Raw genomic sequence first — 23977 nt, 5'->3', positions numbered from 1 at the left:
ACGCGTGGAGGACCCCCACGCGCCCCGTCCGATGGCCGACTACGCCAACCCGGCGCGCTCCAGCGCCTCCACACCCGTCCGCAGCGCCGTGATCCGCTCCTCCAGGGTGAACCCGGCCGGCGCCAGCGTCAGCGTGGTGACCCCGGCGTCGGCGTACGCCTGCATCCGGTCGGCGATCCGCTCGGTGTTCCCCAGCAGCGCCGTGGAGTCGATCAGGTCGTGCGGCACTGCCGCCGCCGCCCCCGCGTAGTCCTTGGCGAGGTACTTCTCCTGGATCTCGTCGGCCGCCTGCTCGTACCCCATCCGCCGGGCGAGCTGGTTGTAGAAGTTCTTGTCCCTGCTGCCCATGCCGCCGATGTACAGCGCCGCGTACGCCCGCTGCCCGTCGGCCGCGGCCTTGACGTCCTCGCCGACCGAGATGGCCACGGTCGGGCAGAGGTCGAAGCCGTCGAGGGTCTGTCCGGCCTTGGCGCGGCCGGCCTTCAGCGGGTCGAGGGAGAGCGCGGCGTGCTCGGGCGAGAAGAAGATGCCGAGCCAGCCGTCGGCGATCTCGCCGGTCTGCTCCAGGTTCTTGGGGCCGATCGCCGCGATGTACAGCGGGATGTGCTCGCGCACCGGGTGCACGGTGAGCTTGATCGGCTTGCCGGGGCCACCGGGCAGCGGCAGCGTCCAGTGGGCGCCCTCGTGGACCAGCCGCTCCCGGGACATCGCCTTGCGGATGATCTCCACGTACTCGCGGGTGCGGGCCAGCGGCTTGTCGAACTTGACGCCGTACCAGCCCTCGGAGACCTGCGGGCCGGAGACGCCGAGGCCGAGCCGGAAGCGGCCGCCGGAGAGGGTGTCCAGGGTGGCGGCGGTCATCGCCGTCATCGCCGGGGTGCGGGCCGGGATCTGGAAGATCGCCGAGCCGACGTCGATCCGCTCGGTCTTGGCGGCGACGTACGAGAGCACGGTGGCGGCGTCGGAGCCGTACGCCTCGGCGGCCCAGCAGACCGCGTAGCCGAGCCGGTCGGCCTCCTGGGCGACCGCGATGTTGTCGGCGTCCATGCCGAGTCCCCAGTAGCCGAGGTTGATGCCGAGTCGCATGGGCCTGCGCCTTCCAGTCGGGTGGTGACGCGAGCCTAACGGCGCCCCCGGCGCGATGCTACTGGTCGGTAGAAATCGGTCCGCCACGACCTCCGGGACTGCCCTGCGGGTCGCACCCAGCTGTACGCGCACGGGCCGCTACGCTCTGCCGACGTGGGGGGTGACTCTCCCCACCTGCGCGTTCAGCCGACGGAGGGGCCAGCCCGATGGAACAGCGTCATCTCGGCCGGACCGGGCTGCGGGTCTCCCGGATCGGTCTCGGCACCATGACCTGGGGACGGGACACCGACGAGCACGACGCGGCCGAGCAGCTCAAGGCCTTCCTCGACGCGGGCGGCACCCTGGTGGACACCGCCGACGTCTACTCCGACGGCGGCTCCGAGTACCTGCTCTCCCGGCTGATGGACAGCCTGGTCCCCCGCGCCGAACTGGTCATCGCCACCAAGGCGGGCAGCGTGCAGGCGGTCGGCCGCCGCTTCGACAACTCCCGCGGGCACCTGCTCTCCGCCCTGGACGCCTCGCTGCACCGCCTGGGCACCGACCACGTGGACCTGTGGCAGGTCCACGGGTACGACCTGGCCACCCCCACCGAGGAGACCCTGCACGCCCTGGACCTGGCGGTCTCCTCCGGCCGTGCCCGGTACGCGGGGGTGTCCAACTTCAGCGGCTGGCAGCTGGCCAAGGCGGCGACCTGGCAGCTCGGCCTGCCCGGCCGGGTGCCGCTGGCCAGTGCGCAGCTGGAGTACTCGCTGCTCCAGCGCGGCCTGGAGCGCGAGGTGCTGCCGGCCGCCCGGGACGCCGGGATCGGGCTGATCGCCTCCTCGCCGCTCGGCCGCGGCGTGCTCACCGGCAAGTACCGGCACGGCGTCCCGCCGGAGTCCCGCGGCGCCTCCCCCTACCTCGCCGGGTTCGTGCAGCCGTACCTGGGCGAGCGCTCCCGGCGGATCGTCGACGCCCTCGCCACCGCCGCCGACGGACTCGCCACCAGCCCGCTGAAGGTGGCGCTGGCCTGGGTCCGGGACCGGCCCGGCGTGGCGTCCGCGCTGGTCGGCGCCAGGACGGCCGCCCAGCTGCAGACGGCGCTGTCGGTGGAGGCGCTTACGCTACCCGGTGAGATCAGGGGTGCACTGGACGACGTCTCGGCGCCGGTGCACCACTACCCGGACCAGGGCTGGACGGAGCTGTAGGCGCCCGGCCGTCAGAAGGAGCTTGACCAGATGACCGAAGCGGACAGCACGGCCCCCGACCGGCGCGCGGGCGCCGTGGCGGCGCTGGCGGACGCCATCCGGGCGGTCGGCCAGGCCGCCCCCGGCCAGGGCGAGGACGCCGCCGCGGCCGTCCCCGCCCAGCCCGCCGACGAGCAGCGGGCCGCCGCGCTGAAGGCCGCCACCGAGGTGCTGACCGCCGGCGGGGCTCCCGCCGAACTCGCCCCGGCCGCCGTGGCCGAGCTGGGCGAGAGCGCCGCCGACGCCCTCCGGGAGGACCCGTGGGCGGTCCTGGCGCTGCCGGGCGTCCGCCCCGAGCAGGCGGACGGCTTCGCCCGCGGACTGCTCGGCGCCGAGGCCGGCCCGGGCGATCCGCGCCGCGCGCAGGCTCTGGTGCCCTGGCTGCTGGAGCAGGCCGCGCTGCGCGGCCACTCGGCGCAGGAGATCGGCGAGGTCGCGGCCGGCCTGGAGCGGCTCGGTCTGCCGGACGCCGGCGCCGCGCTGCAGGCGGTGGTGGTGGACGGCCGGGTGATGGCCTTCCAGGAGGAGCTCCCGGGCCGCCCCGGCGCCAAGGACGACGAGGAGGAGGAGCCGCCGACCCGGACGGTGCTGGCCCTGGAGCGGCTCGCCCTGGCCGAGGAGAGCCTGGCCGACGGCCTGGTCCGGATCAGCTCCACCCTGGTCGAGGGCGAGGACACCGAGCCCGCCGACGCCCCTGAAGTCCCTGACACCGCCGACGAATCCGGCGAGCCCGGCGCGTCCGGCGCGGAGGAGGAACAGACCGAGGCCGACGGAACTCCCGAGGCCCCGGAGGCCGAGCCGGTACCCGCCCGGCAAGGGCCCGCCGCCTGGGAGGCGGCCGCCGCCGCGGCGCCCTCCTCCTCCGCAGCCGCGCTGATCCGCGCCGTGGCCGACGCCGCCCTGGTCACCCACACCGGCGGCGAGGCGTCCCGCGCCGAGCTGGCCGCCCTGCTGCACGCCGCCACCGGGCTGGGCCTGCGCGCCTGGGCCGCCACCTGGACCGACCAGGGCCGTGACGCCCTGGTCGCCCTGCTGCCGGAGGGCTCCCCCGCCGCCGGCCGGGTGGCGACCCTGGCGGAGGTCCTCACCGGCGGCCCCGGCACCCCGGGCCCGGCCCGCGCCGCGGACGGCACCCTCAGCGTCGACCTGCTGGTCGTCCCGGACGCCCCGCTGCTGGACGTGGAGGGCGCCGCCACCCTGCTGGAGGCGCTGGCCGACGGCACCCGCCTGGTCCTCAGCGGCGATCCCGGCCAGCTCTGGTCGGCCGGGCCCGGCCGGTTCTTCGCCGACCTCACCGCGTCCAAGTTCTGCCCGCAGGTGGCCTCCCGGACGCCGGACTTCGGCCCGATCGGCGAGCTGGTCTCCGCCGTGGGCATCGGCGAGCTCCCGGCCGTGGACGCCCCGGACAAGGAGGTGGTGATCCTCACCGCCAAGGACGCCGGCGAGGCCGTGCACCGGGCCGTGCAGCTGCTCTCCGACTCCATCCCGCGGGCCCTCGGCATCCCCGCCGAGCAGGTGGTGCTGCTCACCCCGGGCCACGGCGGCGGCGCCGGCACCCGGGCGCTCAACGCGGCCGCCAAGGCCCGGCTCAACCCCGGTCCCGGCCGGTTCGGCGGCTTCGACCCGGGTGACCGCGTGGTGTACTCCCCGGCGCTCGGCGTCAACCGCCCCGGCCGGGTGCTGGACGGCGACCCGGCCGGCCTGCACCTGGAGCTCGCCGACGGCGAGCGGATCACCCTCTCCCCCGCGCAGACCGCCAGGCTCCGGCACGGCTGGGCGCTGACGGCCCATCAGGCGGTCGGCCGCCGCTGGCCCGGCGCGGTCGTGGTGCTGCCGGAGGACGCCGCGGCGGGCCTCACCCGGCAGTGGGTGTACACCGCCTTCGGGCGGGCCGAGCGCCACCTGTCCGTGGTCCACGCGGCCGGTCAGGCCCTGCCCCGGGCGGTCGCCGAGCGGCCCGCCCAGCCCCGCACCACCCGCCTCCGGGCCATCCTCGCCGAGCACGGCGAGCAGCCCTTCGGGTAACTCCGCGCAACCGGCACACACGGGGGCGCGGGGAGCCGCGCGGTCCCGGGAGGCTCACCGAGCCCTCCGACCGCGCGCGGCTCCCCGCGCCCCCGTGGTGACCCGGGCGATGCCCTCAGCCCTCGTACGAGTCCACGTCGTCGTCGTAGACCTCGCTGACGTCGAACCGGCAGATCAGCAGCTCCGGGTCGGCGCCGTCGAACGGCTCCGGCAGCCAGTCGCCCGGGTCACTGGGCTCGGAGGCCGACACCCACAGCGTCGAGTCCCCCTCCTCCAGGCCGAACTCCTCCGAGCGCGCGGCGATCTCGTCCGGCTCGTACTCGCCGAAGAGCACGCCGATCGCGGCGGTCACCCCGGCACCGCCGCCGCCTCCCGGCGTCAGTGACTCGTCCACCCGCTCCGCCTGCTCGCGCAGCCGCCCCGGGTCGCTGATCAGGTAGTCGCGGCGGATCAGCACGCTGATCGCCTCCGGGTTCTCGGGCCCCCGGTAGGCCCCGCCGGTCTCGTCGCCCGGCACCTCGAAGGGCGTGACCTCGTCGTAGACCTCGTACAGGATCTGGTCGTAGGCGATGGCCGCCGCGGCGAGCTCCTCGTAGGCGTTGACCACGGCGGGCCCGCCCGCCTCGACGGTACTGGAGACCGCCTGCAGGTGGCGGTCGATGGCCGCCTTGACCGCCTCGGCGGCGGCGCGAACCTCGGTGATGGTGAGCTGCGCGGCATCAGACATGCAGCAGACGCTATCCCCACCCGACGACGATCCGCACAGCGGTTGTCACCTACAGCCGTTAATTGCGGGTAAGTTCCGCCCCGATGTCCGATGCGCGTGCTTCTGTACGCGACCGGATCGCGGACCAGGACGGCCGGAATCCTACGGTCGGCAGGGCCCGGACCGGGGAGAGGGCGGGACGCCCACCGCCGGCGCCGCGGCGGCGTCGACGCCTCGGTGAGCCGGTCGCAGGCCGACCGCGAGCCCGGTCGCGAGCCGGTCGCAGGCCCGCTGCGAGCCCGCCGCGAGCCCGCCCCACCAGCCTCGACCCGCCCGCGGAGGCATCCCCGCCCCCAGGGTGGGTATCCGTCCAGCAGCAGGGATAACTGATTGACGGTCAGGCCGGACGGCGGCAGGCTCCCGCGGGGAGGGCGGCGTCCGGGCCGTGGACGACCCGGTCGGATCGTCCGCGCCAGGTCGTAGGCTGGCAGTCACCCGCACGGCAGGAGGAGATGTTCTTGGCATCAACCAAGGTGGTCCGGCAGCCGGAGTACGAGTACCAGTCACTGAGCCTTCCGCGCGGCACCACCCGCAACGCGGCCCGGCAGCTGCTCACCGAGCACGCCGAGTATGGCCACTGGGAGCTGGACAGGCTCCGACTCTTCCCGGACGGCAGTCGGACGGTCCTGCTCCGCCGCCGGATCATCCGCCAGGTGCGCAGCACCTGGTAGCGGTCCGGTGACCGGCGGAGCACCCGGCCGGTGGGCCCGCGTAGCCCCCGGCCGGGTGCCGCTCAGCCCGTAGGGGCCGGGTGCCTGCAGCCGTTACCGACGACCGCGGGCGCGTCCGGCTCTCGACCGTGCCGCCCTCCTCCCGACGACCAGCGTGCCGACGGACGGCGCGCCGATCGGACCTCACGGGCGCGCCGGCACCGACCCTCCGCGCGTCAGCGCGCTCCGGCCCGCGAGCGCCGGTAGAGCACGCCGCCGCCGAGCAGCAGCAGGGCGCCGGTCGGCGCGAGCAGCTCCAGGCCGCCGATGCCGGTGTGGGCCAGGTGGTCGACCTGGGCCGGCTGCTCGACCAGCGCGGCCCGCTCCACGGTCGGACCACCGCTACGGCCCGTGCCCGGTGTCTCGGGGGTGGTCGGCGTGGTCGGCGTGGTGGGGGTGGTCGGCGTCGTGGGAGTGGTGGGGGTGGTGGGCTCGTCGCACTCCTCGTCGGTCGGCGGGGTGGTGGGCTCGTCGCACTCCTCGTCGGTCGGCGGGGTGGTGGGCTCGTCGCACTCCTCGTCGCAGGGCGGTGTGGTGGGCTCCTCGCACTCCTCGTCGCACGACGGGGTGTGGGTGTGCGGCGCGGGCAGCGTGTGGTCGCCACACTCGGCGCCGAAGGCGGGGTTGCCGACGCCCGCCGCGTTGACCGAGTTGCCGCAGGCGTCCACCGGCATGCTGATCGGGGCCTGCACGCTGTTGCCGGAGGCCGCGCCCGGGGAGCCCGAGGTGGCACCCGAGGCCGAGGAGCCGGACGCCGAGGAGCCGGGCGCCGAGTGGCCGGAGCCGCCCGAGCCGCTTCCGTGGGCGCCGCCCTGCTCGTCGTCGGCGCAGTCGCCGCCATACGCCGGGTTGAACAGACCGATCACGTTGACGGTGTCACCGCAGGCGTTCATGGGGATGTCGACGGGGGCCTGGACCGCGTTACCCGAGCCGAAGCCCGGCGAATTCGCCGCACCACCCTGAGCCTCACTGCCAGCCGCGTACGCGTAACCCGCAGTCGAGGCCAGCACGCTTCCGGTGGCGACGGCGGTGAGCAGGCCCATCCTTGCAACCTGTCGCATTGACTCCCCTGACTTTGATGATTTTCGGTATTCACGACGAAGCATTCGCCGGTACCCCGGACAACGAGGGAGCGGCTTAAAGGTTGAGCCGGACGGGCCGCGTTCATCCGATCGGATGATGGGGGCCCAAAACCCTGAAAGTCCCCCGTCCAGGGGATTCCGGAAACCGCGGGAACCGCCGGGGACCACCCGGACGGGGCGCCGGCAGAACCGGGACAGCACCGTGCCCCCGAGCGGGGATCCGCCACTCGGGGGCACGGGAGTCAGGGGGCCGTCAGCGCCGGCCCGGACCGGTTCAGGCGTTGGTGCAGCAGGTGCCGAACGCCGGGTTGAACAGGCCGATCACGCTGACGGTGTTGCCGCAGACGTTCACCGGCACGTGCACCGGGGCCTGGATCGAGTTGCCGGACAGCACGCCCGGGGAGCCGGCGGCGAAACCCTCGGCGTGCGCTCCGCCGTGGGCGGACGCGGCACCGGCACCGACCAGCACCAGACCACCGGTGGCGGCAACAACGGTGGCGATCTTCTTGACCTTCATGAATTCCTCCTGATCGATTCGCAGCCCGATTCCCCCCGGGCTGCCATGTGGGTGAACGAGGGCAGGGCCGAATGGGGTACGGACGCTCTCACCCATTCACCCGCAACGGTGACTACTCGCACGCACGATCGATGTGGAATTCCAGGAAGAATCGTTTCTTCTCCGGCCGGATCCGCTGTCCCAAATCATCCTCTCGGACAATGGGACGGCGGATCCGCCATCGGGCCGCGGTCAGCCGTCAGCCGTCAGCAGGCGTCGAGGAACCGGTCCAGCACCCGCACCCCGAACTTCAGGCCCTCCACCGGCACCCGCTCGTCCACGCCGTGGAACATCCCGGCGAAGTCCAGGTCCGGCGGCAGCTGCAGCGGCGCGAAGCCGAAGCAGCGGATCCCGAGGTCCTGGAAGGACTTGGCGTCGGTGCCGCCGGAGAGGCAGTACGGCACCGCCCGGGCGATCGGGTCCTCGGCGCGCAGCGCGCTCTGCATCGCGTCCACCAGGGCGCCGTCGAAGCTGGTTTCCAGCGCCTTGTCGTAGTGGAGGCTCTCCCGCTTCACCCGGGGGCCGAGCACGCTGTCCAGCTCGGCCAGGAACTCCTCCTCGTAGCCGGGCAGGAAGCGCCCGTCCACGTGCGCGGTGGCCTGGCCGGGGATGACGTTCACCTTGTAGCCGGCGCCGAGCATGGTGGGCTGGGCGGTGTTGCGCAGCGTGGTGCCGATCATCTTGGCGATGCCGCCGAGGACGCGCAGGGTCTCGTCCATGTTCTCCGGGTCGAGTTCGACGCCCAGGGCGTCGGAGAGCTCGTCCAGGAAGGCCCGCACGGTCTTGGTGATGCGCAGCGGGAAGCGGTGCCGGCCGAGCCGGGCGACGGCCTCGCAGAGCTCGGTGATGGCGTTGTCGTCGTTCTCCATCGAACCGTGGCCGGCCCGGCCCTCGACGGTGAGCCGCATCCAGTGCATGCCCTTCTCGGCCGTCTCCACCAGGTACAGCCGGACCTGGTCGTTGACGGTGAAGGAGAAGCCGCCGACCTCGCCGATCGCCTCGGTGACCCCCTCGAAGAGCTCCGGGTGCTTGTCGACCAGGTAGCGGGCGCCGTAGGTGCCGCCCGCCTCCTCGTCCGCGACGAAGGCGAGCACCAGGTCGCGCGGGGGCTTGCGGCCGGTGCGCAGGCGGTCGCGGACCACGGCCAGGGTCATCGCGTCCATGTCCTTCATGTCCACCGCGCCGCGACCCCAGACGCAGCCGTCGGCGATCTCACCGGAGAACGGGTGGTGGGTCCAGTCGTCGGCGTTCGCCGGGACGACGTCGGTGTGGCCGTGGATCAGCAGGCCGGGACGGGAGCGGTCCTCGCCCTCGATCCGGACCACCGTGGAGGCGCGGCCCTTGGCGGACTCGATGATCTGCGGCTCCAGCCCGAACTCGGCGAGCTGCTCGGCCACGTACTCGGCGGCCTTGCGCTCGCCCGGGCCGGAGCCGTCGCCGTAGTTGCTGGTGTCGATCCGGATCAGGTCCCGGCAGATCTCCGCGACCTCCGACTCGCCCGTCACCCCCGGGGCCGCCGTCCCCGCCGCCTTCGACTCGTTCCGCTCGGTCACGGTCCACTCCTCATCTCTGGCCTGGCCGGCGCACGCCCGGCACCGTCCGGCCATCCTCTCCCCGGCACCCGCCCCATCCCAAGGCCATTCCGGCGGATCCAAGCCACCCGGGGGCCCCGGGGTCGGTTTTGGGACTCGAAGCCGATCTTTGCTACTGTTATCCATGTCAGCGCGGCACGCAGTCGCGAGGACAGACACCTAGTCCGGGTGGCGGAATGGCAGACGCGCTAGCTTGAGGTGCTAGTGCCCTTTATCGGGCGTGGGGGTTCAAGTCCCCCCTCGGACACAGCGGAAGCCCCGCGGAGCTCAGCTCCGCGGGGCTTCGTCGTTCCCGTGCCCACGGTGGGCCACCGGCCCCTGGCCCCCGGGCGGGCAGCCCGGGGGCCGGCCGGTCAGCGGTCGGGGACGGGGTCGGGGCCGCCCCGGGTGCCGGGGCGGCAGCGCAGCAGGCGGCCGGCGGTCAGGCGGGTGCCGCGGAGGGCTCCGTGCCGGTGCAGCGCCTGCACCGCGTAGGTCGAGCAGCTGGGCGTGTACCGGCAGCAGGCGGGCCGGGTCGGGCTGATCCGGGTGCGGTAGTGGTGCACGGCGCCGTACAGGCCGGCGGCCACCGTGCCGCGGGGCACCGGGGCCGCCGGGTCGGCCGCCCGAGCGGTGCGCCGGCCGGGCAGGGCGGTCTTCAGGGCGGCGGCGAACACGACCGGGAGCAGCGCGATCATGCACGGGTCGGCGAACTCGCCGAGGCAGTCGCAGGCGTCGCAGCAGTCGTTGTCCTTCTTGCCGTTGCGGGCCTTCCAGGCCTTCCACTGGCGGCGCATCTCCTTGCGGCGCCGGCGCTCCTGCTCGGGCAGCCACCACCAGGCCCTCGGCGGCCTGCCGGGCGGGAGCGGGCGCTGCTCCCGGCCGTACGGGTTGTCGTAGGACACGGCTCGCGGCCTTCCTGTCGTTCCTCGGTCGCTCCCGGGCCCGCGGCCTCGGCCGGTGCGGGCGGGACGCTCCCCCTCGGGCTGTCGGACGACCGTGCCGGGCCGCCGGTTCCCGCCGCGCGGCGGCCGGCCGGTCGCCGGGGCCGCGGCGGCGACCGGCCGGGTGAACATCCGGTGACGCCCGGCCGGAAGCCGCCGCGCGCCGGCCGGAGGATGCGGGAGGGTGGCTGGCGGTCCGCCAGCTGTCCCCCGCCGCAAGGGAGTCCGATGCCCCTCCGCCACTACGGCGTGCTCTCCGCCCGCCCCGTCGACCGCCGCCGCGAGGGCGCCGGCGACACCCCGCACTACCAGATCCACCTGCGCGACGCCGCCGGGACGGAGTACCGCGCGGCCGTCAACGTCGAGTCCCAGCAGGCGCCTTCGGAGCTGCTGTACCTGGTCGTGGAGGACTTCCGGCACCCGGTGACGGAGTTGCTCCCGGCCGGGCCGGCCGGCTGGACCCCGCTGCCGTCGCGACCGGGGACGGCGGCGCTGGACTTCGTCCGCGGCGGCCTGTTCGACCCCGCGGGGATGCGCACCCTCCCGCCGGACCGTCCGGGGGCCGACAACGACCTGGCCGACCTGCTGGACCGGTACGTCGGGCAGGCGATCGCCGATCCGGCGGCGGTGGCGTACGTGTTCGGCGAGCGCTGGCCGACCGAGGCCGGCATCCCGGACAAGGTGTTCGGGTTCCGGCCGGGCAACGGGGTCCACGACGTCCACATGAACCAGGGCAACAGCGGCCGGTTCCGCGCCGACGACGGTGTCCGGCAGGACGGCGCGCTGTTGCTGCGCCTCGGTGCCCCGGCGCGCTGGGTGGCGGTGTTCCTGGCCTTCCAGTCGCAGAGCCGGCACACCGACGACACCACCGGCCACCGGCTGGAGGACGTGCCCGCGCCGCGGCCCGGGCACGGTGGCCCCGGCGGCGACGGCACCCCCGATGGGGACGGGCGGGCGGTGCGGATCGTCGCGGCGCTGGTGAACCCGGTCGGCCCGGCGCCCGAGGCGGAGACCGTGACCCTGCGGAACTCCTCGGCCGCGCCGGTGAGCCTGGCGGGCTGGCAGCTGGTGGACCAGGAGCGCCACCGGCTGACCCTGCCGGCCCAGCGGCTGGAGGCGGGCGCCGAGGTCGTCCTGCCGGTGTCGGCCGCGCTGCGGCTGGGCAACCGGGGCGGGGCGCTGACCCTGCTGGACCCGGCCGGGCGGACGGTGCACTCGGTCGCGTACACGGCCCGGCAGGCGGCCCGGGAGGGTGCGCCGATCACCTTCTGAACGGCCGGCGCCGCTGTTCCCGGCCCGCTGACCCGCCGACCCGCTGACCCGCCGACCTCCGGGAACGGCCGGGGTCAGCGGGTCAGTCCGTGCAGCAGCAGCTCGGCGAGGTGCTGATAGGCCTCGGCATCCGCGAGGCCGGTGGAGGCGGCGACATGGCGCTGCTGGATCCGCACCATCACCGAGGTGATCACCTCCGCCGCGAAGGGCACGTGCACCTCGCGGAACGCCCCGGCGGCGTGCCCCTCGTCGATCAGCTGCTGGATCCGCCCGGCGGCCGCGCGGGTGTTGCGCTCGTACACCTCGGCGGCCGGCTCGAAGGCGGCCACGTCGTCGAAGAAGCGCGGGGACACCGGCGCGAGTTCGGCGGCGACGGCCTTGAGGTAGGCGGTCAGCCGCGCCTCGGGCCCGGTCTCGGTGTCCACCGCGGCCTCCACGCGGGTGGTGGCCCGGCGGAAGAAGTGCACCACCGCCGCCCTGACGAGCTGCTCCTTGCTCCCGGCCAGGCCGTAGAGCGTGCGCTTCGAGCAGTGCAGCCGGGCGGCGAGGTCGTCCAGGGTGAACCCGGCGAACCCCTCGCTGATCAGCAGGGCCACCAGCTGCTCGAACAGCTCGAACCGCCGGGCGGCGCCCCGGCCCGTCAGCCTCGGACCCTCGGAAGCCGGTGTGTCGATCACTCGACCAGTATTCCAGGGCGGCTCTTGCGCTACTCTATCCGGTACTGCCGTACCCACTTCAGTACCACTTGGAGTCGCGCCATGGCTGTCGACCGCCTGATGCCCACCCCGGAGGCGGCGGACCTGATCGCCCTCACCAGGGAGATCGCCGACCGCGAGCTCGCGTCCCGTGCCGACGAGCACGAGAGCCGCGAGGAGTACCCCGAGGGCCTGTTCCGCATCCTCGGGCAGGCCGGCCTGCTGGGCCTCGCCTACCCGGAGGAGTTCGGCGGCGGTGCCCAGCCGTACGAGGTCTACCTCCAGGTCCTGGAGGAGCTGGCCGCCCGCTGGGCCGCCGTCGGCGTGGCCGTCAGCGTGCACACGCTGTCCTGCCACGCGCTCAACTCCTTCGGCACCGACGTCCAGAAGAAGCGCTGGCTGCCCGACATGCTGGCCGGCGACCAGGTCGGCGGCTACAGCCTCTCCGAGCCGCAGGCCGGCTCCGACGCGGCCTCGCTCGCCTGCAAGGCCGAGCGCACGTCGAACGGCTACCGGATCACCGGCACCAAGGCCTGGATCACCCACGGCGGCCGCGCCGACTTCTACTCCCTCTTCGCCCGGACCGCCCCCGGCTCCAAGGGCATCTCCTGCTTCCTCGCCCCGGGCAGCGTCGAGGGCCTCTCCTTCGGCAACCCCGAGCGCAAGATGGGCCTGCAGGCCGTCCCCACCACCTCCGCCTACTGGGACGGCGCGATGCTCGACGGCGACCGCCTGATCGGCGCCGAGGGCCAGGGCCTCCAGATCGCCTTCAGCGCGCTCGACTCCGGCCGCCTCGGCATCGCCGCCTGCGCCACCGGCCTCGCCCAGGCCGCGCTGGACGCCGCGGTCGCGTACGCCAACGAGCGCACCGCCTTCGGCCGCCGGATCATCGACCACCAGGGCCTGGGCTTCCTGCTCGCCGACATGGCCGCCGCCGTGGACTCGGCCCGCGCCACCTACCTGGACGCGGCCCGCCGCCGCGACGCCGGCCGGGACTTCAGCCGCCAGGCCAGCGTCGCCAAGCTGGTCGCCACCGACGCGGCCATGAAGGTCACCACCGACGCCGTCCAGGTGCTCGGCGGGTACGGCTACACCCGCGACTTCCCGGTCGAGCGCTACATGCGCGAGGCCAAGATCATGCAGATCTTCGAGGGCACCAACCAGATCCAGCGACTGGTGATCAGCCGCAAGCTCGCCGTCTGACCCCCCGCCCCCACCTCGACGCGTCACCCCCGAACCGTCACCACCTGAGGAGAGTCCCCATGGAGATCGCCGGATCCGCGGCCCTGGTCACCGGCGCCGCCTCGGGCCTCGGCGCGGCCACCGCCGCCGCCCTCGCCGCCCGCGGCGCCACCGTGTACGGCCTGGACCTGGAGAAGGCCGTCGCCGCCGCCGGCCCGCAGCCCGACGGCGTGACCCTGCTGGCCGCCGACGTCACCGAGGAGGCGCCGGTCCGGGCCGCCCTGGAGCGGATCGACGCGGACGGCGCCGAGCTGCGCCTGGCCGTCAACTGCGCGGGCATCGCCCCCGGCGCCCGCATCCTGAGCCGCAAGGGCCCGCACGACCTGGACCTGTTCCGGGCCGTGCTCAACGTCAACCTGCTCGGCACCTTCAACGTGCTGCGCCTCGCCGCCGAGGCGATCGCCCGGCACGAGCCGGACGCGAACGGCCAGCGCGGCCTGATCGTCAACACCGCCTCCATCGCCGCCTTCGAGGCCCAGATCGGCCAGATCGCGTACGCCGCCTCCAAGGCCGGCGTGGCCGGCATGACCATCACCGCGGCCCGCGACCTCGCCCAGTACGGCATCCGCGTGATGACCATCGCCCCCGGCATCGTGGACACCCCGATGATGGCCGGCTTCAGCGAGGAGGTCCGGGCCGGCCTCGGCGCCAGCGTCACCTTCCCGCAGCGGCTGGCCCAGCCGGAGGAGTACGCCCGCCTGGTCACCATGATCGCCGAGCACGACTACCTCAACGGCGAGACCGTCCGGATGGACGGCGCCCTGCGGATGACCGCCCGCTGACCCTTTCCCCACCCTCCCCCGAGCCCGTCCGGACCCCCGAACCGGACGGGCTCGGGCGTTCCCCCGCCCAGGACCACAACACTCGGTACCCAGTTTCCGGAGCACCAAGTGCCATCCGGCCTCCCCGGATGCTAGGTTCGGCCCCATGAGCGAGGCGAAGAGCGGCACCCCGGAGGCCGTCCCCACCCCACCGAAGCCCCCGATGCGGGAGGCCCTGATCGGTGCGGCGTTCCGGCTCTTCGTGGAGCGCGGGTACGAGCAGACCACCATCGACGACATCGTCAGCCTCGCCGGCGTCGGCCGCCGGTCGTTCTTCCGGTACTTCCCGTCCAAGGAGGACGTGGTCTTCCCCGACCACGAGAAGTGCCTGGCCGACATGACCGAGCTGCTCAAGGCCAGCGCCGACAGCGACGACCCGGTGGCCCGGGTCTGCGACGCGGCCCGCCTGGTGCTGCGGATGTACGCCGAGAACCCCACCTTCTCCGTCCAGCGCTACCGGCTCACCCGCCAGGTCCCCGGCCTGCGCGCCTACGAGCTGTCCGTGGTCTGGCGGTACGAGCGGACCCTCGCCGACTACCTGCGCTCCCGGTTCGCCGACCGGCGGGACGGGACGCTGCGGGCCGACGTGATCGCCGCCGCGGTGGTCGCCGCGCACAACCACGCGCTGCGCTCCTGGCTGCGCTCCGGCGGCGAGGGCGACGCCGGCGCCGAGGTGGACCGGGCCCTGGAGCTGGTGCAGGAGGCCTGGAGCCCGCGGCCGGGCGCCGGCAACGGCCAGTCGGCGCAGGACACCGAGGACGTGGTCATCGTCATCACCAAGCGCTCCACGCCGATGTGGCGGGTCGTCCGCGAGGTCGAGTCCAGCCTCGGCTCGAACTGACCGCCACCGGATCACGGAAAACGGCGGAAGCCGGCCCGCGGCTCCTCGCCACGGGCCGGCTTCCGCCGTCTCCCGACTCCGCGTCAGCGCGCGCCGGCCTCGGCCGTCAGCTGCGGCAGCACCTCGAAGAGGTCGCCGACGACGCCGTAGTCGACGAGTTCGAAGATCGGCGCCTCGGGGTCCTTGTTGACCGCGACGATGGTCTTCGAGGTCTGCATACCGGCCCGGTGCTGGATCGCACCCGAGATGCCCGCCGCGATGTACAGCTGCGGCGACACCTGCTTGCCGGTCTGACCCACCTGGTTGGTGTGCGGGTACCAGCCCGCGTCCACCGCGGCCCGCGAGGCACCCACGGCCGCACCCAGCGCGTCCGCCAGCTCCTCGACCACGCCGAAGCCCTCCGCCGCACCCACACCACGGCCACCCGAGACCACGATCGCGGCCTCGGTCAGCTCCGGACGACCCGAGGACACCCGCGCCGTCCGCGAGGTCACCGCCGCCGCGTTCCCGGTGAACTCCACCGACACCGACTCCACCGCACCCCCGGCCGGAGCCGCCTGAGGCGCCACCGCGTTCGGCTTCACCGTGATCACCGCCGCACCCCGGGTGACCGTCGACTTCACCTGGAACGACGCCGCGAACACCGACTGCGTCGCCACCGGACCCGACACACCGGCCTCCAGGTCCACCGCATCGGTGATGATGCCCGACCCCAGGCGCAGCGCCACGCGGGCGGCGACCTCCTTGCCCTCGCCGGAGGAGGTGACCAGGACCGCGGCCGCGTCGTTGGCCCGGGCGATCTGGGTGAGGGCGTCGACCTTCGGGACCACCAGCTGGTCGGTGAACTCGGTGCCGTCCGCGACGTACACCTTCTCGGCGCCGAACCGGCGGCCTTCGCCGCGATCTCGGTGGCCTTGTCGCCGGCGCCGAGCACCACCGCGGAGGGGGTGCCGATCCGGCGGGCCAGGGTCAGCAGTTCGAGGGCCGGCTTGCGGACCACACCGTCGGCGTGGTCCACGAGAACCAGGATCTCAGCCATGATTCGTTGCTCCTGATCGATCGTGAAAAGCGCTGACAGCGGTCTCAGATGAACTTCTGCTCGGCGAGGAACGCGGCGAGCGCCTTGCCGCCCTCGCCCTCGTCCTTGACGATCGTGCCCGCGGTGCGGGCCGGGCGGGCCGCGATGTCCTCGACCTTGGTCCAGGACCCGGCCAGGCCGACCTCGTCCGCCTCGATGCCCAGGTCGTCCAGGTCCAGCGACTGGACCGGCTTCTTCTTCGCCGCCATGATGCCCTTGAACGACGGGTAGCGGGCCTCACCCGACTGGTCGGTCACCGACACCACCGCCGGCAGCGCGGCCTCGACCAGCTCGGTCGCCGCGTCGCCGTCCCGACGGCCCTTGACCACGCCACCCTCGACCGCCACCTCGGACAGCAGCGTCGCCTGCGGCACACCCAGACGCTCCGCCAGCAGCGCCGGCAGCACACCCATCGTGCCGTCCGTCGACGCCATACCGCACACCACCAGGTCGAAACCGACCTTCTCCAGCGCCTTCGCCACGACCGCCGAGGTCCCCAGCACGTCCGAGCCGTGGATGTCGTCGTCGTTCACGTGCACGGCCTTGTCCGCACCCATCGACAGCGCCTTGCGCAGCGCGTCCTTCGCATCGTCCGGACCCACCGTCAGCACCGTCACCTCGGCGTCCCCCGACGCCTCCGCGATCCTCAGCGCCTGCTCCACGCCGTACTCGTCCAGCTCCGACAGAAGGCCGTCCACGCCCTCCCGGTCGGTGGTGGTGTCGTCCGCGAAGCGACGGTCACCGGTCGCGTCGGGCACGTACTTCACACAGACAACGATCCTCAAGCTCACAGCCTGACTCCTCTTCACACTTCGCTTGCGGTCAGAACGTCCTACGGGAGGTTGCGGGCCATGACGATCCGCTGGACCTGGTTGGTGCCCTCGTAGATCTGGGTGATCTTCGCGTCGCGCATCATCCGCTCGACCGGGTAGTCCCGGGTGTAGCCGTACCCGCCCAGCAGCTGCACCGCGTCCGTGGTGACCTCCATCGCCACGTCCGAGGCGAAGCACTTGGCCGCCGCGCCGAAGAAGGTCAGGTCGCCGTCGGTGCGCTGGGACTTGGCCGCCGCCGCGTAGGTCAGCTGCCGGGCGGCCTCCAGCTTCATCGCCATGTCCGCGAGCATGAACTGCACGCCCTGGAACTCGGCGATCGCCTTCCCGAACTGCTTGCGCTCCTTGACGTAGCCCTTGGCGTAGTCCAGCGCGCCCTGGGCGATGCCGATCGCCTGCGCGGCGATGGTCACCCGGGTGTGGTCGAGCGTCTTCATCGCGGTCGCGAAGCCGGTGCCCTCCGCGCCGATCATCCGGTCCGCCGGGATCCGCACGTTGTCGAAGTACACCTCACGGGTCGGCGAGCCCTTGATGCCCAGCTTCTTCTCCGGCGCGCCGAAGGACACGCCCTCGTCCGCCTTCTCCACCACGAACGCCGAGATGCCCTTGGACCGCAGCTCCGGGTCGGTCACCGCCATCACCGTGTAGAACTCCGACACGCCGGCGTTGGTGATCCACCGCTTCACACCGTTGAGCACCCAGAAGTCGCCGTCCCGCACCGCACGGGTCTTCATCCCCGCCGCGTCCGAACCCGCCTCCGGCTCCGACAGGCAGTACGAGAACATGCCCTCGCCCCGGGCCAGCGCCCCCAGGTACTTCGCCTTCAGCTCCTCCGAGCCCGACAGCTGCACCGGCAGCGAACCCAGCTTGTTCACCGCCGGGATCAGCGAGGACGACGCACACACCCGCGCCACCTCCTCGATCACCAGCACCGTCGCCAGCGCGTCCGCACCCGCACCGCCGTACTCCTCCGGCACGTGCACCGCGTGCAGATCGTTGCCCTGCAACGCGTCCAGCGCCTCCTGCGGGAACCGGCCCAGCTCGTCCACCTCCGCCGCGAACGGAGCGATCTTCGCCTCCGCCAGCGACCGCACCGACTCCCGGAGCATCTCGTGCTCCTCCGACAGCTTGAACAGGTCGAAGTCCTGGCTCATGGGATGGCGCTCCAGTCCGCCCCGGCCGGCCGACGGTCCCGGAGCACGATGCAGAAAGATGATGGAACTGAGTTCCCTCAATAAAGCACACTGAGTGCCACGATGCCAGTCCCACCCGCCGATTCGGCAGTCTTCCTGCCGCCGCTGGGCTCCCGGTGGACCGTCCGCCCCGGCGCGGCGCGGCGCCACCCCTCCCCGGACCCGCTCCCGAGCCCTCCCCGGACCGCTCCCGACCCCGTCCGGACAGCAGTCGACCACCTGCCCGGACGCGTGGCCGGGGAGGTGGTCGCTGCCGTGAGCAGGCCGGTCAGCCGGCCGGGGCCTCCGGGGTGAGCAGGACGAAGTCGGCGCCGGCCGGGTCGACGCAGACCGCGAGGCGGCCGACGCCGGGGGCGTCCTCGGGGCCCATCTGGAGGGTGCCGCCGTGGGAGGTGACCCGGACCGCGGTGGCGTCGCAGTCGGCGACCGCGAAGACCGGGTGCCAGTACGGCTTGCCGCCGGTCAGGGTGAGGTGCTCGGCGGGCAGCTGCATCAGGCCGCCGTGCATCCGCTCCTTGGGCAGGCCGGCCGGGGTGATGAGGGTGTAGTTCCCGCCGCCGCCGGGGAGCTCCATGTCCTCGTACTGCCAGCCGAAGAGGGTGCTGTAGAACTCCCGGGCCGCGGGGCCGTCGGTGGTGTAGAGCTCGGTCCAGCAGAGGGTGCCGGGCCGGTCGGTCTCCTCCATGCCGGTCATGTTGCCGGGCTGCCAGACGGCGAACTGGGCGCCCTGGGGGTCGGTGAACTGAGCGAGGCGGCCGGCGCCCTCGGCGTCCATCGGCTCGACCCGGACGGTGCCGCCGAGCCGCTTGACGGTCTCGGTGGCGGCGTCGGCGTCGGTGGTGAGGTGGTAGATCATCCAGGCCGAGCGGGCGCCCTCCTCGGTGAGCGGCCCGAGCCCGGCCACGGTCTTGCCGTTGGCTTTGAAGAGCCCGTACTCCTCGGCCTCGGGCCCCATCGACTCCAGCTCCCAGTTGAGCACCGCACCGTAGAAGGCGGCGGCGGCCCTGGTATCGGGCGCGCCGAGGTCGATCCAGCAGGGCGAACCGGGAACGTAGTCGGTAGTGATCATGGCGATTACCTTTCGCAGGTCGCTTGCCACCCCAGACTGGCACCGGCCCGGGCCGCCCGCCCGCCGATGGGCGGGCGGGCGGCGTTTCGCGTCCCCCGGGTGGAGGTGTGCTCAGGCCTCCCGGCCGAGCCAGAGGTCCGGGCCGAACACCTCGTAGTGGATGTCGGCCGGACGGAGGCCGGCGTCCAGCAGCTGGGCGCGGACGGTCCGCATGAAGGGCAGCGGGCCGCAGAGGTACGCGGTGGTGCCGGCCGGCACCTCCAGCCCGCTCAGGTCGACCAGCCCGGTGCGGTCGGCGGGCCACTCGCCCTCCGGCCGCTCGTACCAGACGTGGGCGCTGCCGCCGGGGAGCTTGGCGGTGAGCTGCTCCAGGTCGGCGCGGAAGGCGTGGGAGGCCTGGTCGCGGTCGCCGTGGAGGCTGATCACCCGGCGGGTGGAGCCGGCGGCGGCGAGGTGGTCCAGCATCGAGACCATCGGGGTGCAGCCGATGCCGGCCGAGGCGAGCAGCAGCGGGCCGTCGCCGCCGTCCAGGCAGACGTCGCCGAAGGGGGCGCTGATCCGCAGCAGGTCCCCGGCGTCGAGCCTGTCGTGCAGGTGGTTGGAGACCTCGCCGGCCGGGTCGCCGGCCAGCCGCTTGACGGCGAAGCGGAGCATGCCGTCGCCCTGCCCGGTGAGGCTGTACTGGCGGATCTGCCGGGCGCCGTCCGGCAGTTCGACCTGGACGGAGACGTACTGGCCGGGCCGGAAGGCGGGCAGCGGGCCGTCGTCGACCGGGCGGACCTGGAAGACGGCGACGTCGGCGGTCTCCCGCACCCGGCCGGCGATCCGGTACTCGCGCAGGCTCGGGCCCTCGGCGAGACCGGCCTCCTGGTAGAGCCGGCGCTCGATGGCGATCAGCGCGTTGGCCATCAGCCAGTAGACCTCGTCCCAGGCGGCGGCGACCTCGGGGGTGACGGCCTCGCCGAGGACCTCGGCGATGGCGGCGAACAGGTGGCGGTGGACGATCGCGTACTGGTCCGCGGTGACGCCGAGCGAGGCGTGCTTGTGGGCGATCCGGGCGAGCATCGCGTCCGGCCGGTCGTCGGGCCGGGCGAGCAGGGCGCCGGCGAAGGCCGCGATGGAGCCGGCCAGGGCCTGCTGCTGGGCGCCGGAGGCCTGGTTGCCGCGGTTGAACAGGTCGCGCAGCAGCTCCGGGTGGGCGGCGAACAGCTTCCCGTAGAAGCGCTCGGTGATCTCACCGATCGCCCCTCCCACGGCGGGCAGGGTGGCGCGGACGGTCTCGGCGGACTTCGCGGACAGCATCGGGGCTCCTAAGTGGAATGTGAGATGCGAATTCAAAGCCGTGGTGCGGCCCCCCACGGCGGAGGGGCGGATCAGCCCGGCGGGCGGGCGGAGAGGCCGAGCAGGACCGGCCCGGTCGGCGGGCCGACCAGGTCGTCCACGGTGAACGGGTCCAGCGCGACGTAGAACGCCTCCTGGGCGTCCCGCAGGACGCGGCGCAGGCGACAGGCGGAGCGCAGCGGGCAGGGCGGGTCGTCCTCGCAGCCGACCACGTCGCCGACCCCTTCGAGGTCGCGGACCAGCCGGCCGATCGAGACCGTCCGGCCCGCGGCGGTGAGCGCCAGCCCACCGCCCCGGCCGCGGCGCGCCTCGACCACGCCGAGGTGCTGCAGCCGGCTCACCACCTTGGCCGCGTGGTTGTACGGCACCGCGACCGCGTCCGCCACCTCACGGGTGGTGGGGGATTCCCGGTCCCCGACCACCGCGAGCCTCATGGCGATGCGGAGGGCGATGTCCGTGCCCTTGGTCAGCCTCACGACGGACACGCTATCAATTCGCATCTGAGATGCCAATTACGGAGGGGTGTGACGAGCACCGCGTTCACGGGCCCGCACCGGCCGGGCGGAGAAGGCCGGCGCGGGCCCGTCGGCTCAGGGCTCCAGCCGGTGCGGGCCGCGGAACAGGAAGGTCGCCTCGCGGATCGAGGGCAGACCGAGCAGCAGCATCAACAGCCGGGCGAGGCCCAGCCCGAAGCCGCCGTGCGGCGGGGTGCCGTAGCGGAAGCAGTCCAGGTACCGGGCGAGCGGCCCGAGCTCCATCCCCTTCTCCCGGGCCTGCGCGCACAGCACCTCGTACCGGTGCTCGCGCTGGGCGCCGGTGGTGATCTCCACGCCCTTCCAGAGCAGGTCGAAGGAGGCGGTGACCTCGGGCCGGCCGGGTGGCCGGTGGTGGTAGAACGGCCGCACCCCGGCCGGGTACTCGGTGACGAAGACGAACTCGTGGCCGGACTCCTCCGCGGCGAGGGCCGCGAGCGCCCGCTCACCCGCCGGGTCGAGGTCCACGGCCGTCCCCTCCGGGTCCCAGCCGCCGGCCCGCAGCCGGGCCATCGCGTCGGCCAGGGTGATCCGTGGGAACGGCGCCTTGGGGACGACCACCTCGGCGCCGAGCAGCTCGGCGATCCGCTCGCCGTGCTCGGCGTGGACCTCCGCCAGCACCCGGCGCAGCATCCGCTCCTCGAACTCCATCACCTCCTCGACGCCGTCCACCCAGGCCATCTCCACGTCCACGCCGGTGAACTCGGTGGCGTGCCGGGAGGTGAAGGAGGGCTCGGCGCGGAACACCGGGCCGATCTCGAAGACCCGGTCGATGCCCCCGGCGATCGCCATCTGCTTGTAGAACTGCGGGGACTGAGCCAGGTACGCGGTGCGGCCGAAGTACTCCACCGGGAACACCTCGGCGCCCGACTCGGAGGCGGCGCCCATCAGTTTGGGCGTGTGCAGCTCGGTGAACCCCCCCTCGGCGGCCACCGCGCGCATCGCCCGCTCCACCGTGGACTGCACCTCGAACACCAGGCGGCGGGAGGGCCGCCGCAGGTCCAGGAAGCGCCAGTCGAGCCGCTGGTCCAGCCCGGCCCGCTCGTCGATCGGCAGCCCGCTCTCGGCCGCGGCGAGCACCTCGACCCGCTCCGGGACGATCTCCAGCCCGCCCAGTCTGACCTGCGGGTTCGCCAGCACCTTGCCGGTGATCCGGACGGCGGACTCCACGGTCACCGTGTCGAGCACGGCCTCGATCGGGTCGCCCTCACCCCCGCGCCGGTGGGCCAGTTGCACCAGCCCGGTGTGGTCGCGGACCAGCACGAACTGCATCCGGCGCTGGAGGCGGAGAGTGTCGATCCAGCCGTGAACGGTCACGGTGCCGTCCAGGTGCGAGGCGAGCTCGCGGATCAGCGTACGGCCGGTGGCCATGGGCAACTCCCTGGTTGCGGCGCGTTGTTCGCGCATCGGACGGGTGGTAGACGGCCACCCGGGGAGCCCCGAGCGTAATCGGCGCCACATCCGCAGGTCACCCGGTTTTCGGACGGCCGGGGCGTGCTCCCGCGTAGGGTTGGGGTTCGAACAGCGAGCCCGCTGCGGCACGGCCCCACCCGCCCGAGAACGTGACGGAGTGTCACCATGACCGCCGGTCAGCTCCTCGACCTGATCCTCGACCCCGGCAGCCTGGACCGCTGGGACGACCCCGTGGTCCACGCCGGTGCCGACCCCGGCTACCGCGCCGCCCTGGCCCGGGCCGGCGAGCGCACCGGGCTGGACGAGGCGGTCACCACCGGCCGCGGCCTGGTCGGTGGGCGGCCGATCGCGGTGGTGGCCTCGGAGTTCGGCTTCCTCGGCGGGTCCATCGGCGTGGCCACCGCCGAGCGGATCACCCGCGCCGTGGAGCGGGCCACCGCCGAACGGCTCCCGGTGCTCGCCCTGCCGGTCTCCGGCGGCACCCGGATGCAGGAGGGCACGGCGGCCTTCCTCTGCATGGTGCGGATCACCGCCGCCGTCCAGGCCCACCAGGCGGCCGGCCTGCCGTACCTCACCTACCTGCGCAACCCGACCATGGGCGGGGTGTTCGCCTCCTGGGGCACCCTCGGCCACCTGGTGCTGGCCGAACCCGGCGCCCGCCTCGGCTTCCTCGGGCCGCGGGTCTACGAGGAGCTGCGCGGCGAACCGCTGGCGGAGGGCGTCCAGCAGGCCGAGACCCTCGCCGCCCGCGGCCTGCTGGACGCCGTGGTCCCGCCGGCCCGGTTGCGCGAGGTGCTCGTCCGGGCCCTGGGCATCCTGGCCGCCACCCCGCCCTCCGGCGCCGCCCCCGTCCCGCCGGCCGACCACGCCGGGCCCGCCCCGGACGCCTGGGACGCGGTGCTCAGCACCCGGGCACCGGGCCGGCCGGGCGCCCGCGAGGTGCTGCTGAGCGCCGCCGACGACGTCCTGCTGCTGGACGGCGCCACGGGCCGGCCGGGCGCGCTGCTGCGCGGACTCGCCGTGTTCGGCGGGCGGCCCGCCGTGGTGGTCGCCCAGCAGCGCCCGGCCGAGGGCCCGCCGCTCCCGTTCACCGCCGCCGACCTGCGGGCCGTCCGCCGCACCGCCCGGCGGGCCGAGCAGCTCGGCCTGCCGCTGCTGACCGTGGTGGACACCCCGGGTGCCGAGCTCTCCGCCCAGGCCGAGCTGGACGGGGTGGCGATCGAGATCGCCCAGTGTCTGAGCACCCTGATCGGGCTGCGCACACCCGTGCTGGCCGTCCTGCTCGGCCAGGGGTCCGGCGGCGGCGCACTCGCCCTGCTCCCGGCCGACCGGGTCCTCGCGGCCGACCACGCCTGGCTGGCCCCGCTGCCGCCGGAGGGCGCCTCGGCCATCGTTCACCGGGACGGGGAGCACGCGGCCGAGCTGGCCCGCTCCCAGGGCATCGGCGCGGCCGACCTCGCCGCGGCCGGGCTGGTGGACGAGATCGTGCCGGAGGGCGGCGGCCCGGCGGAGTTCTGCGACCGGCTCGGCCGCGCGATCGGCACCGCCCTGGGCACCCTCGCCGCCCGGCCCGAAGCCGACCGGCTGGCCGCCCGCGCCCGGCGCAACCGCCGCCTCGGCGGGGCGTAGCGCCCGGCGGGCCGGCGGCTCGGCGGGGCGTAGCGCCCGGCGGGCCGACAGCTC

Annotated in this window: 21 protein-coding genes, 1 tRNA gene and 1 pseudogene; 9 read left to right on the top strand and 14 right to left on the bottom strand. The window is 74.0% G+C overall.

The window, feature by feature from the left end:
- Nucleotides 1–39 precede the first annotated feature (39 nt).
- Nucleotides 40–1086 carry an LLM class F420-dependent oxidoreductase gene (locus tag ABWK59_RS27815; RefSeq protein ID WP_354643381.1) on the bottom strand — a complete coding sequence of 349 codons (1047 nt, stop codon included), beginning with the start codon at nt 1084–1086 and terminating at the stop codon, nt 40–42.
- 206 nt (nt 1087–1292) lie between these two features.
- Here ABWK59_RS27815 and ABWK59_RS27810 point away from each other — a divergent pair, with 206 nt between their 5' ends.
- The gene (locus ABWK59_RS27810) at nt 1293–2273 is read left to right on the top strand and encodes an aldo/keto reductase (protein ID WP_354643380.1); all 981 of its coding nucleotides are present in this window, start codon (nt 1293–1295) and stop codon (nt 2271–2273) included.
- A gap of 30 nt (nt 2274–2303) precedes the next feature.
- Nucleotides 2304–4337, top strand: a complete 2034-nt coding sequence (locus tag ABWK59_RS27805) for a helix-hairpin-helix domain-containing protein (RefSeq protein ID WP_354643379.1) — start codon at nt 2304–2306, stop codon at nt 4335–4337.
- Nucleotides 4338–4452: 115 nt separating this feature from the next.
- On the opposite strand, the gene ABWK59_RS27800 is transcribed toward ABWK59_RS27805, so the two are convergent.
- Nucleotides 4453–5064 carry a hypothetical protein gene (locus tag ABWK59_RS27800; protein WP_354643378.1) on the bottom strand — a complete coding sequence of 204 codons (612 nt, stop codon included), beginning with the start codon at nt 5062–5064 and terminating at the stop codon, nt 4453–4455.
- 512 nt (nt 5065–5576) lie between these two features.
- On the opposite strand from ABWK59_RS27800, the gene ABWK59_RS27795 reads away from it, so the two are divergent.
- Nucleotides 5577–5774 carry a DUF5703 family protein gene (locus ABWK59_RS27795; protein ID WP_354645126.1) on the top strand — a complete coding sequence of 66 codons (198 nt, stop codon included), beginning with the start codon at nt 5577–5579 and terminating at the stop codon, nt 5772–5774.
- A 215-nt stretch (nt 5775–5989) separates the two neighbouring features.
- Here the strand turns inward: ABWK59_RS27795 and ABWK59_RS27790 are convergent, their stop codons facing one another.
- The 3 genes from ABWK59_RS27790 to ABWK59_RS27780 form a co-directional block, all read right to left on the bottom strand.
- The gene (locus ABWK59_RS27790; RefSeq protein WP_354643377.1) at nt 5990–6874 is read right to left on the bottom strand and encodes a chaplin; all 885 of its coding nucleotides are present in this window, start codon (nt 6872–6874) and stop codon (nt 5990–5992) included.
- Nucleotides 6875–7169: 295 nt separating this feature from the next.
- Nucleotides 7170–7412: a chaplin gene (locus ABWK59_RS27785; RefSeq protein ID WP_354643376.1), complete on the bottom strand. Its 243-nt coding sequence runs from the start codon at nt 7410–7412 to the stop codon at nt 7170–7172.
- 245 nt (nt 7413–7657) lie between these two features.
- Nucleotides 7658–9004, bottom strand: coding sequence for a M20/M25/M40 family metallo-hydrolase (locus ABWK59_RS27780; RefSeq protein ID WP_354643375.1), 1347 nt, complete (start codon nt 9002–9004; stop codon nt 7658–7660).
- A gap of 201 nt (nt 9005–9205) precedes the next feature.
- Between ABWK59_RS27780 and ABWK59_RS27775 the strand changes: the two genes are divergently transcribed.
- Nucleotides 9206–9290, top strand: a tRNA-Leu gene (locus ABWK59_RS27775).
- Nucleotides 9291–9396: 106 nt separating this feature from the next.
- Here ABWK59_RS27775 and yidD read toward each other — a convergent pair.
- Entirely contained in the window at nt 9397–9927 is a 531-nt protein-coding gene (gene yidD / locus ABWK59_RS36645) for a membrane protein insertion efficiency factor YidD (protein WP_420492861.1), read from the bottom strand.
- A 267-nt stretch (nt 9928–10194) separates the two neighbouring features.
- Here yidD and ABWK59_RS27765 point away from each other — a divergent pair, with 267 nt between their 5' ends.
- Nucleotides 10195–11238, top strand: a complete 1044-nt coding sequence (locus ABWK59_RS27765; protein ID WP_354643374.1) for a DUF2278 family protein — start codon at nt 10195–10197, stop codon at nt 11236–11238.
- A 74-nt stretch (nt 11239–11312) separates the two neighbouring features.
- On the opposite strand, the gene ABWK59_RS27760 is transcribed toward ABWK59_RS27765, so the two are convergent.
- The gene (locus ABWK59_RS27760) at nt 11313–11915 is read right to left on the bottom strand and encodes a TetR/AcrR family transcriptional regulator (protein ID WP_354643373.1); all 603 of its coding nucleotides are present in this window, start codon (nt 11913–11915) and stop codon (nt 11313–11315) included.
- Between the two features lie 81 nt (nt 11916–11996).
- Between ABWK59_RS27760 and ABWK59_RS27755 the strand changes: the two genes are divergently transcribed.
- The 3 genes from ABWK59_RS27755 (at nt 11997) to ABWK59_RS27745 (ending at nt 14837) form a co-directional block, all read left to right on the top strand.
- Nucleotides 11997–13136, top strand: a complete 1140-nt coding sequence (locus ABWK59_RS27755) for an acyl-CoA dehydrogenase family protein (protein WP_354643372.1) — start codon at nt 11997–11999, stop codon at nt 13134–13136.
- 59 nt (nt 13137–13195) lie between these two features.
- Entirely contained in the window at nt 13196–13957 is a 762-nt protein-coding gene (locus ABWK59_RS27750) for an SDR family NAD(P)-dependent oxidoreductase (protein WP_354643371.1), read from the top strand.
- Between the two features lie 145 nt (nt 13958–14102).
- A complete protein-coding gene (locus tag ABWK59_RS27745) occupies nt 14103–14837 on the top strand; it encodes a TetR family transcriptional regulator (protein ID WP_354643370.1) in 735 nt (244 codons plus the stop codon).
- 83 nt (nt 14838–14920) lie between these two features.
- On the opposite strand, the pseudogene ABWK59_RS27740 reads toward ABWK59_RS27745, so the two are convergent.
- The 7 genes and pseudogenes from ABWK59_RS27740 to aspS form a co-directional block, all read right to left on the bottom strand.
- Nucleotides 14921–15876: pseudogene (locus tag ABWK59_RS27740) on the bottom strand (electron transfer flavoprotein subunit alpha/FixB family protein).
- Between the two features lie 44 nt (nt 15877–15920).
- Entirely contained in the window at nt 15921–16706 is a 786-nt protein-coding gene (locus ABWK59_RS27735; RefSeq protein ID WP_354643369.1) for an electron transfer flavoprotein subunit beta/FixA family protein, read from the bottom strand.
- 41 nt (nt 16707–16747) lie between these two features.
- Nucleotides 16748–17899: an acyl-CoA dehydrogenase family protein gene (locus ABWK59_RS27730; RefSeq protein WP_354643368.1), complete on the bottom strand. Its 1152-nt coding sequence runs from the start codon at nt 17897–17899 to the stop codon at nt 16748–16750.
- A gap of 307 nt (nt 17900–18206) precedes the next feature.
- Nucleotides 18207–19007, bottom strand: coding sequence for a VOC family protein (locus tag ABWK59_RS27725; RefSeq protein ID WP_354643367.1), 801 nt, complete (start codon nt 19005–19007; stop codon nt 18207–18209).
- A 111-nt stretch (nt 19008–19118) separates the two neighbouring features.
- On the bottom strand, nt 19119–20309 hold the full coding sequence (locus ABWK59_RS27720; protein WP_354643366.1) for a globin domain-containing protein: 1191 nt from the start codon (nt 20307–20309) through the stop codon (nt 19119–19121).
- Nucleotides 20310–20380: 71 nt separating this feature from the next.
- Complete coding sequence (locus ABWK59_RS27715) at nt 20381–20824, bottom strand: RrF2 family transcriptional regulator (protein WP_354643365.1); 444 nt, start codon at nt 20822–20824, stop codon at nt 20381–20383.
- A gap of 114 nt (nt 20825–20938) precedes the next feature.
- Nucleotides 20939–22252, bottom strand: a complete 1314-nt coding sequence (gene aspS / locus ABWK59_RS27710) for an aspartate--tRNA(Asn) ligase (protein WP_354643364.1) — start codon at nt 22250–22252, stop codon at nt 20939–20941.
- Between the two features lie 207 nt (nt 22253–22459).
- Here aspS and ABWK59_RS27705 point away from each other — a divergent pair, with 207 nt between their 5' ends.
- Nucleotides 22460–23923, top strand: a complete 1464-nt coding sequence (locus tag ABWK59_RS27705) for a carboxyl transferase domain-containing protein (protein WP_354643363.1) — start codon at nt 22460–22462, stop codon at nt 23921–23923.
- Nucleotides 23924–23977 lie beyond the last annotated feature (54 nt).

Source organism: Kitasatospora sp. HUAS MG31, from assembly GCF_040571325.1.
GTDB classification, from domain to species: domain Bacteria; phylum Actinomycetota; class Actinomycetes; order Streptomycetales; family Streptomycetaceae; genus Kitasatospora; species Kitasatospora camelliae.
Note: the sequence above shows the minus strand (reverse complement) of the source record. Positions and strands in the feature narration are given on the sequence as shown.

Excerpts from the sequence above, each read along its gene's own strand:
- ABWK59_RS27755 (WP_354643372.1), top strand. The coding sequence starts at position 11,997 with ATGGCTGTCGACCGCCTGATGCCCACCCCGGAGGCGGCGGACCTGATC.
- ABWK59_RS27765 (WP_354643374.1), top strand. The coding sequence starts at position 10,195 with ATGCCCCTCCGCCACTACGGCGTGCTCTCCGCCCGCCCCGTCGACCGC.
- ABWK59_RS27720 (WP_354643366.1), bottom strand. The coding sequence starts at position 20,309 with ATGCTGTCCGCGAAGTCCGCCGAGACCGTCCGCGCCACCCTGCCCGCC.
- ABWK59_RS27730 (WP_354643368.1), bottom strand. The coding sequence starts at position 17,899 with ATGAGCCAGGACTTCGACCTGTTCAAGCTGTCGGAGGAGCACGAGATG.
- aspS (WP_354643364.1), bottom strand. The coding sequence starts at position 22,252 with ATGGCCACCGGCCGTACGCTGATCCGCGAGCTCGCCTCGCACCTGGAC.
- ABWK59_RS27805 (WP_354643379.1), top strand. The coding sequence starts at position 2,304 with ATGACCGAAGCGGACAGCACGGCCCCCGACCGGCGCGCGGGCGCCGTG.
- ABWK59_RS27800 (WP_354643378.1), bottom strand. The coding sequence starts at position 5,064 with ATGTCTGATGCCGCGCAGCTCACCATCACCGAGGTTCGCGCCGCCGCC.
- ABWK59_RS27785 (WP_354643376.1), bottom strand. The coding sequence starts at position 7,412 with ATGAAGGTCAAGAAGATCGCCACCGTTGTTGCCGCCACCGGTGGTCTG.
- ABWK59_RS27725 (WP_354643367.1), bottom strand. The coding sequence starts at position 19,007 with ATGATCACTACCGACTACGTTCCCGGTTCGCCCTGCTGGATCGACCTC.
- ABWK59_RS27790 (WP_354643377.1), bottom strand. The coding sequence starts at position 6,874 with ATGCGACAGGTTGCAAGGATGGGCCTGCTCACCGCCGTCGCCACCGGA.
- ABWK59_RS27810 (WP_354643380.1), top strand. The coding sequence starts at position 1,293 with ATGGAACAGCGTCATCTCGGCCGGACCGGGCTGCGGGTCTCCCGGATC.
- ABWK59_RS27750 (WP_354643371.1), top strand. The coding sequence starts at position 13,196 with ATGGAGATCGCCGGATCCGCGGCCCTGGTCACCGGCGCCGCCTCGGGC.
- ABWK59_RS27815 (WP_354643381.1), bottom strand. The coding sequence starts at position 1,086 with ATGCGACTCGGCATCAACCTCGGCTACTGGGGACTCGGCATGGACGCC.
- ABWK59_RS27705 (WP_354643363.1), top strand. The coding sequence starts at position 22,460 with ATGACCGCCGGTCAGCTCCTCGACCTGATCCTCGACCCCGGCAGCCTG.
- ABWK59_RS27745 (WP_354643370.1), top strand. The coding sequence starts at position 14,103 with ATGAGCGAGGCGAAGAGCGGCACCCCGGAGGCCGTCCCCACCCCACCG.